The sequence below is a fragment of the Streptomyces sp. NPDC060205 genome, assembly GCF_042728395.1.
Taxonomy (GTDB): domain Bacteria; phylum Actinomycetota; class Actinomycetes; order Streptomycetales; family Streptomycetaceae; genus Streptomyces.
On sequence record NZ_JBHWZP010000409.1, the window covers coordinates 1 to 7,515 of the forward strand.

The window sequence follows — 7,515 nt, forward strand, 5'->3', positions numbered from 1 at the left end:
GGGCGGGGCTTCGCCCCGGCCCCGGTCTTTTGGGGGCGCGGGGAACTGCGCGACAAGCCCCCACCGGCCGGCAGCCGAACCACAACCGCCCGCACCTCGTCCCATTAGGGGCGCGGGGAACTGCGCGAACGGCTCCCACCGGTCCGCGGCCGACGTGCCGGCCTCGGCCCCGCCTACCCCCGCCGGAGGCCACCGCATAGCGTGAGCGGTGTGTCCTACTTCGACGTCGCGTCGTCCGCCCCCCTCCACCCCGTCGCCCGCCAGGCCCTGCACGCCTCGCTCGACGAAGGCTGGGCGGACCCCGCCCGCCTCTACCGCGAGGGCAGGCGCGCCAGGCTCCTCCTGGACGCCGCCCGTGAGGCCGCCGCCGAGGCGATCGGCTGCCGCCCGGACGAGCTGACGTTCACGACGTCCGGCACCCGCGCCGTGCACACGGGAATCGCCGGCGCGCTCGCCGGCCGGCACCGCGTCGGACGCCACCTGATCGTGTCCGCCGTCGAACACTCTTCGGTACTCCATTCGGCGGAGTCGCACCGCCAGGCCGGCGGAACGGTGTCCGAAGTACCGATTCTGCGAACAGGCGCGGTCTCCCCCGACGCGTACGCGGACGCCCTGCGCCCCGACACCGCGCTCGCCTGCCTCCAGTCCGCCAACCACGAGGTGGGCACGCGCCAGCCCGTGGCCGAGGTCGCCGAGGCGTGCCGCGCGGCGGGCGTACCGCTGCTGGTGGACGCGGCGCAGTCGCTCGCCTGGGGCCCGGTCGAGGGCGGCTGGTCACTGCTGACGGGCAGCGCCCACAAGTGGGGCGGGCCCGCCGGCGTCGGCCTGCTCGCCGTACGCAAGGGGGTGCGGTACGCGCCTCAAGGCCCCGCCGACGAGCGGGAGTCGGGGCGCGCCCCGGGCTTCGAGAACATCCCGGCCGTCGTCGCCGCCGCGGCCTCCCTGCGGGCCGTACGGGCCGAGGCCGCCGCCGAGTCGGTCCGGCTGCGCGAGCTGACGGACCGGATCCGCGCGCGGGTGCCCGAACTGGTCCCGGACGTGGAGGTGGTGGGCGATCCGGTCACCCGGCTGCCCCATCTCCTCACCTTCTCCTGTCTCTATGTCGACGGGGAGACACTGCTGCACGAGCTGGACCGCGAGGGGTTCTCGGTGTCGTCCGGATCGTCCTGTACGAGCAGCACGCTGACGCCCAGCCATGTGCTGAAGGCGATGGGGGTACTGAGCGAGGGCAATGTGCGGGTGTCGTTGCCGCTCGGCACTCCGGCGGAGGAGGTGGACCGTTTCCTGGCCGTCCTGCCGCGCACGGTCGCCGCGGTCCGCGAGAAGCTGGGCGCTCCCGCGGCGGGTGCCGCCGCCCCGGAGTCGCCCTCCGGGGTCCCGGACGCGCTCGTCGTGGACGCCCTCGGCAAGCGCTGCCCGATCCCTGTGATCGAACTCGCCAAGGTGATCACCGAAATCCCTCTCGGCGGCACGGTCCGGGTCCTCTCGGACGACGAGGCTGCGCGGCTGGACATTCCGGCGTGGTGCGAGATGCGGGGGCAGGAGTACGCGGGCGCGGAACCGGCGTCCCGCGGTACGGCGTACCTGGTCCGCCGGGTGACCCTCTAGCCCGGCGGCACCCGCCCGCGACGGCCCGCCGCTGCGCAGGCGCTCCGGCACTCGGGCGCCACGACCCGCCGCCGTCCGTACGCCGCCGGCCTCGGGTGGCGCGGCCCGCCGCCCTGCGGACGCCCCCGGGCCCGGGTGGCGCGGCCCGCCGCCCTGCGGACGCCCCCGGGCTCGGGTGGCGTGGTGCGTCGGCGACTGCGGGCACGTCGTGGCTGGCCGCGCAGTTCCCCGCGCCCCTCGGGGAGGGGCTGCGCCCCATCCCCGCCCCCACCCGTCAGGGGCGCGGGGAACTGCGCAATCCTTGACCTCACGCCCCCCAACCCGCAGAACCCAGGGGCGCGGGGAACTGCGCAATCCTTGACCTCACGCCACCCAACCCGCAGAACCCAGGGGCGCGGGGAACTGCGCAATCTTTGGCCGTACGCCTCCCCCGCGCGCTGGGAACAGCGCAGCCTCACCCCCACCCCCCAGGGGCGCGGGGAACTGCGCGGCCCGCCCCCGCCCGCCTGGGGCGAGATACAGCCCAAGCCACTCCGGACCCGGGGCAACGGCCCTAAGCCAGATGCCCCTGGACCTGCGTCGCCGCGTCATGCCCGTACGCCTTCGTGAAGCGGTCAAGGAAGTGCGACCGCCGCAGCTGGTACTCCTGCGTCCCCTTCGTCTCGATGACCAGCGTCGCGAGCATGCACCCGACCTGCGCCGCCCGCTCGTGCCCGACCCCCCACGCGAGCCCCGACAGGAACCCCGCCCGGAAGGCGTCCCCGACCCCGGTCGGGTCGACCTTCGCGGTCTCCTCCGGAACGCCGACCTCGATCGGGTCGGACCCGACGGCCTCGATGCGCACGCCCCGCGCGCCCAGCGTCGTCACCCGGTGACCGACCCGCGACAGGATCTCCGCGTCGCTCCAGCCCGTCTTGGACTCGATGAGCCCCTTCTCGTACTCGTTCGAGAAGAGGTACGTCGCCCCGTCGAGCAGCAGCCGGATCTCGTCACCGTCCATGCGCGCGATCTGCTGCGAGAAGTCCGCGGCGAACGGGATCGAGCGCGTCCGGCACTCCTCGGTGTGCCGGAGCATCCCCTCGGGGTCGTCCGCGCCGATGAGGACGAGGTCGAGCCCGCCCACCCGGTCGGCGACCTTCTTGAGTTCGATGAGGCGGGCCTCGCTCATGGCGCCCGTGTAGAAGGAGCCGATCTGGTTGTGGTCGGCGTCCGTGGTGCAGACGAAGCGCGCGGTGTGCAGCACCTCGGAGATCCGGACGGACTCGGTGTCGACGCCGTGCCGGTCCAGCCAGGCCCGGTACTCGTCGAAGTCGGAGCCCGCGGCCCCGACCAGGATGGGCGACGAGCCGAGCTGGCCCATGCCGAAGGCGATGTTCGCGCCCACGCCGCCCCGGCGTACGTCCAGATTGTCGACCAGGAAGGAGAGGGAGACCGTGTGCAGCTGATCCGCGACCAGTTGGTCGGCGAAGCGGCCGGGGAAGGTCATGAGGTGGTCGGTGGCGATGGAGCCCGAGACAGCGATACGCACGGCTAGGACACACTCCTGCGAGGAGGGGGATTGACAGTTCACGCTATCGGGTCGGCGTACGGCCGACGGTGGGGTCCCACTGGAGTCGTCACCGGAGTCCGCTGGAGTCCTGAACTGCGAAGCGGGCAAAACTACCCGATAGTAGGGCTTTTTCATCCGGCTTCCGGTGCATACGGTTCCGTTATGACGAACCTCAAGATCCATGGCGACGCCCCGCTCGGTCTCGAAGCCCTCGACGCCGTGGAGGGCCTCGAAGGACGCGGAGGCGGTCTCGCGGAGCTGCGGGGCGACTGCGCGCGGATGGTCCCGCACTGGGAGGCCCCCGCCCGGATCACTGCCCGCCCGGTGTCCCCGGCACTCATCCACGGGGTGACCGTGCCGCCGGCCTCCGCCCGCCTGCTGGACGGCATGTCCGACTACGGCGACTAGGACCCGCACGGCGAAGGCGCGCGGGACGGCGAAGGCCCGCCGGTCGCGAACCCGCTCCCCCTGAAGGGAACCGCACGCTCCCCCGCCGCGTCCCATCGCTGTCCCCCGTAAAGGGGAGGCAGGATACGACCCCGCTCTGCCCTGATCAGGACCGATCCGGTCAGGGGGGTCCCGTGGGGCGACGGCGTGGCAGAAGGAGCAATGCGGTGGACAGCGAGCGACCCGACAACGAAGCGGCCGAAGCCGCCGACGAGGGCAAGCCGCGCCGACGGCGTTCCCCGGTGGCCGTCGCCTCGGTGGCGGCCACCGTGCTCCTCGTCGGAGGCGGCGGCGCGTACTTCGCAGCCACCGCGGCCGGCGGCTCCGGCGGCAGGGACAGTTCCGGTTCGCCGCGCGGCGACGGGAACCCGCCGCTCCTCGCCCTCGACGGCTACACGGAGAGCGGTACGGGCAGCGGCAGCGCGGGCTCCGGCGGCACGGACGGCATCGCGCCCGGTGAGCCCGACCCGAACGGCGTGACCTACCGCGCCGAGGGCGAGCTGCCGGACGGCCCCTCCTCCGCGGCCGTCTACCGGACCAAGGGCACGGTCACGGCCGCCGAGGTGGCGAAGCTCGCCGAGGCGCTGGGGGTGGAGGGCACCCCGAAGGCGGAGGGCGACGCCTGGAAGGTCGGCGCCACGAAGGACGGCTTCGGGGCCGGACTGCGGGTCAGCAGGCAGGCGCCCGGCACCTGGACGTTCAGCCGCTTCGCCCCCGGCACCGACAACTGCAAGGGCACCACCACGTGCGCGAACAGGAGCGGGCCCGCGGGCGGGAGCGAGAGCGCCAAGGGCGCCGACGTGGACCCGGTGAGCGCCGCCGCCGCGAAGAAGGCCGCCTCGCCGGTCCTGAAGGCGGTCGGCCAGGACGACGCGAAGCTCGACGCCGGCCAGCTGATGGACGCCGTGCGCGTGGTGAACGCGGAGCCGAAGGTGGGCGGACTGCCGACCTACGGCTGGACGACCGGCGTGCAGATCGGCCCGGACGGCCAGGTGGTGGGCGGCAGCGGCCAGGTGAAGACCCCGGCGAAGACGGACACGTACCCCGTCATCGGTGCGGAGAGGACGCTCGGTCTGCTGAACGGGTCCGGGACCGGTGACGGGCGCGTGGGGATCGGCGGCTGCGCGAGCCCCGTACCGCTGAAGGACCGGGACGAGAAGCCGTGCGAGGCGTCGGGCACGGCGCCGAAGTCCGATCCGGTCGTCGTGGAGGACGCGGTGTTCGGGCTCGCCGCGCACTTCGTGGACGGCCGGCAGGCGCTGGTGCCGTCCTGGCTCTTCGAGGTACGGCCCTCGGGGGCCGACGACACCTTCACCGTCACCCATCCCGCGGTCGACCCGAAGTACCTGACCTCACCGAAGCCGCCGGAGGCCGAGCCGAGCGGCAGCCCGACCGGGCCGCCGAGCCCGCGCACGAGCGAACCCGGCGGTGGGACGGGCACGGCGCCCGGGACCCGGGACGTACGGGTCGAGGGCTACAGCGCGGACGGCAGGGAACTGACCGTGCGCTTCACCGGCGGTGTGTGCAGCGACTACTCGGCCTCGGCGGACGAGAGCGGCGGCGAGGTGACGGTCGAGGTCACCGACAAGCCGGACAAGGACAAGGTCTGCATCATGATCGCCAAGGTCTTCCACGAGAAGGTCGACCTCGACAAGCCGCTCGGGGACCGCAAGGTGGTCGGCTCGGACGGCAAGGCCGTACCTCAGGAGAAGGACCTGCCCGACCGGACCGGCTGACGGCCGGGCGGCCCGATGGCCTGACGGTCGCCGTCGGTCCGGGAACGCGGAAGGCGGCGCCCCGTTGGAGGGGGCGCCGCCTTTCACTGTCGCCATGGCTTACGGGGCCATGGCAGGCCGACTAGCTGAACGAGTCGCCGCAGGCGCAGGAGCCCGTCGCGTTCGGGTTGTCGATCGTGAAGCCCTGCTTCTCGATGGTGTCCACGAAGTCGATGGAGGCACCGCCCAGGTACGGAGCGCTCATGCGGTCGGTGACGACCTTCACACCGCCGAAGTCCTTGACGACGTCGCCGTCGAGGGAGCGCTCGTCGAAGAAGAGCTGGTACCGCAGGCCGGAGCAGCCGCCGGGCTGGACGGCGACGCGCAGCGCCAGGTCGTCGCGGCCCTCCTGCTCCAGCAGGCCCTTGACCTTGGCCGCGGCGGCGTCCGACAGGAGGATGCCGTCGCTCACGGTGGTGGTCTCGTCCGATACGGACATCTGCTTCTCTCCCGGGTTGTACGGAGACTGCTTGCCGACGGTTCCAACCGGCGGGGCCGCGGATTCATTCCGGGCCGGGCGTCGAGTCTTTGTCTTCTCTCTTCATGCTCGCACACCCGCCCGGAAGCGGAAAACGACCTGTGGACAACCCTGATGGACACACGTCGACGGTCTCGCGGCGACCCGCACGGGATTCACGTCACATGGACGCTATGGGCATCGTCAACGTGACGTGAAGCGGTTATGATAGATAGCGTCATTTCGACGAAAAGGCGTGTCCTGCTTGATCGGTCCAGTCGGACGGTCCAAGCGAGCCGCAGAACAGAAAGGGTGCGTGTCGTGACCACCGCCCAGACCCAGGAACTCGACGTACAGCCGACGCCCCTCGCCCTGCTGCTGCTCGGCCGCGAGGCCGACCCGCGGAGCGAGCGCGGCGTCGAGTGTCCCGGTGACCTGCCCTCGCCGTCCGACCCGAATCTGGTGGAGCGCGCCCGGGCCGCCAAGGAGAAGCTCGGCAGCAAGGTGTTCGTGCTCGGTCACCACTACCAGCGCGACGAGGTCATCCAGTTCGCGGATGTCACGGGCGACTCCTTCAAGCTGGCAAAGGACGCCGCCGCGCGCCCCGAGGCCGAGTACATCGTGTTCTGCGGTGTGCACTTCATGGCCGAGTCGGCGGACATCCTGACCTCCGACGACCAGAAGGTCGTCCTGCCCGATCTGGCCGCCGGGTGCTCGATGGCCGACATGGCCACCGCCGAGCAGGTCGCCGAGTGCTGGGACGTGCTGACCGAGGCGGGGGTGGCCGAGCAGGTCGTACCCGTCTCGTACATGAACTCCTCCGCGGACATCAAGGCGTTCACGGGCAAGCACGGCGGCACGATCTGCACGTCGTCCAATGCCGAGAGGGCGCTGGAGTGGGCGTTCGAGCAGGGTGAGAAGGTGCTGTTCCTTCCCGACCAGCACCTGGGCCGCAACACGGCCGTGCGGGACATGGGGATGTCGCTCGACGACTGCGTCCTGTACAACCCGCACAAGCCGAACGGCGGCCTGACCGTCGAGCAGCTGCGCGACGCGAAGATGATTCTGTGGCGCGGGCACTGCTCGGTGCACGGCCGCTTCTCGCTGGAGTCGGTGGAGGACGTCCGCGCCCGGATACCCGGCGTGAACGTACTGGTGCACCCCGAGTGCAAGCACGAGGTCGTCAGCGCGGCGGACTACGTGGGGTCCACGGAGTACATCATCAAGGCGCTGGAGGCGGCTCCGGCCGGCTCCAAGTGGGCCATCGGCACGGAGCTGAACCTGGTGCGCCGTCTGGCGAACCGCTTCGCGGCCGAGGACAAGGAGATCGTCTTCCTCGACAAGACGGTCTGCTTCTGCTCGACGATGAACCGGATCGACCTGCCGCACCTGGTCTGGACGCTGGAGTCCCTGGCGGAGGGGAACCTGGTGAACCGCATCGAGGTCGACCGCGAGACGGAACAGTTCGCGAAACTGGCGCTTGAACGGATGCTGGCGCTGCCGTAGCCGTAGCCGTTCGTCTGCGGCCCGGTGGGGGCTGATCGCGCAGTTCCCCGCGCCCCTAAAAACAAAAGACTGCGCAGTTCCCCGCGCCCCTTGGGGGGTGGGTGGCTTGGGCCGGGTTGTTGGGTGCGGGCCGGTGGGGGCTGGTCGCGCAGTTCCCCGCGCCCCTCAAGGGG

At 71.8% G+C, this 7,515-nt stretch carries 6 protein-coding genes; 4 read left to right on the forward strand and 2 right to left on the reverse strand.

The window, feature by feature from the left end:
- The first annotated feature begins 210 nt into the window (after positions 1-210).
- Positions 211-1,608, forward strand: a complete 1,398-nt coding sequence (locus ACFWGJ_RS39375) for a cysteine desulfurase/sulfurtransferase TusA family protein (RefSeq protein ID WP_387333773.1) — start codon at positions 211-213, stop codon at positions 1,606-1,608.
- Positions 1,609-2,161: 553 nt separating this feature from the next.
- On the opposite strand, the gene ACFWGJ_RS39380 is transcribed toward ACFWGJ_RS39375, so the two are convergent.
- The gene (locus tag ACFWGJ_RS39380) at positions 2,162-3,136 is read right to left on the reverse strand and encodes a carbohydrate kinase family protein (protein WP_387333774.1); all 975 of its coding nucleotides are present in this window, start codon (positions 3,134-3,136) and stop codon (positions 2,162-2,164) included.
- Between the two features lie 183 nt (positions 3,137-3,319).
- Here ACFWGJ_RS39380 and ACFWGJ_RS39385 point away from each other — a divergent pair, with 183 nt between their 5' ends.
- The gene (locus ACFWGJ_RS39385) at positions 3,320-3,565 is read left to right on the forward strand and encodes a hypothetical protein (protein WP_387333775.1); all 246 of its coding nucleotides are present in this window, start codon (positions 3,320-3,322) and stop codon (positions 3,563-3,565) included.
- 206 nt (positions 3,566-3,771) lie between these two features.
- Positions 3,772-5,340 (forward strand): hypothetical protein, encoded by a 1,569-nt coding sequence (locus ACFWGJ_RS39390; protein WP_387333776.1) that lies wholly within the window; start codon positions 3,772-3,774, stop codon positions 5,338-5,340.
- Between the two features lie 121 nt (positions 5,341-5,461).
- Here the strand turns inward: ACFWGJ_RS39390 and ACFWGJ_RS39395 are convergent, their stop codons facing one another.
- A complete protein-coding gene (locus ACFWGJ_RS39395) occupies positions 5,462-5,818 on the reverse strand; it encodes an iron-sulfur cluster assembly accessory protein (protein ID WP_107018256.1) in 357 nt (118 codons plus the stop codon).
- 330 nt (positions 5,819-6,148) lie between these two features.
- On the opposite strand from ACFWGJ_RS39395, the gene nadA reads away from it, so the two are divergent.
- The gene (gene nadA, locus ACFWGJ_RS39400) at positions 6,149-7,342 is read left to right on the forward strand and encodes a quinolinate synthase NadA (RefSeq protein WP_387333777.1); all 1,194 of its coding nucleotides are present in this window, start codon (positions 6,149-6,151) and stop codon (positions 7,340-7,342) included.
- The last annotated feature ends 173 nt before the right edge of the window (positions 7,343-7,515 follow it).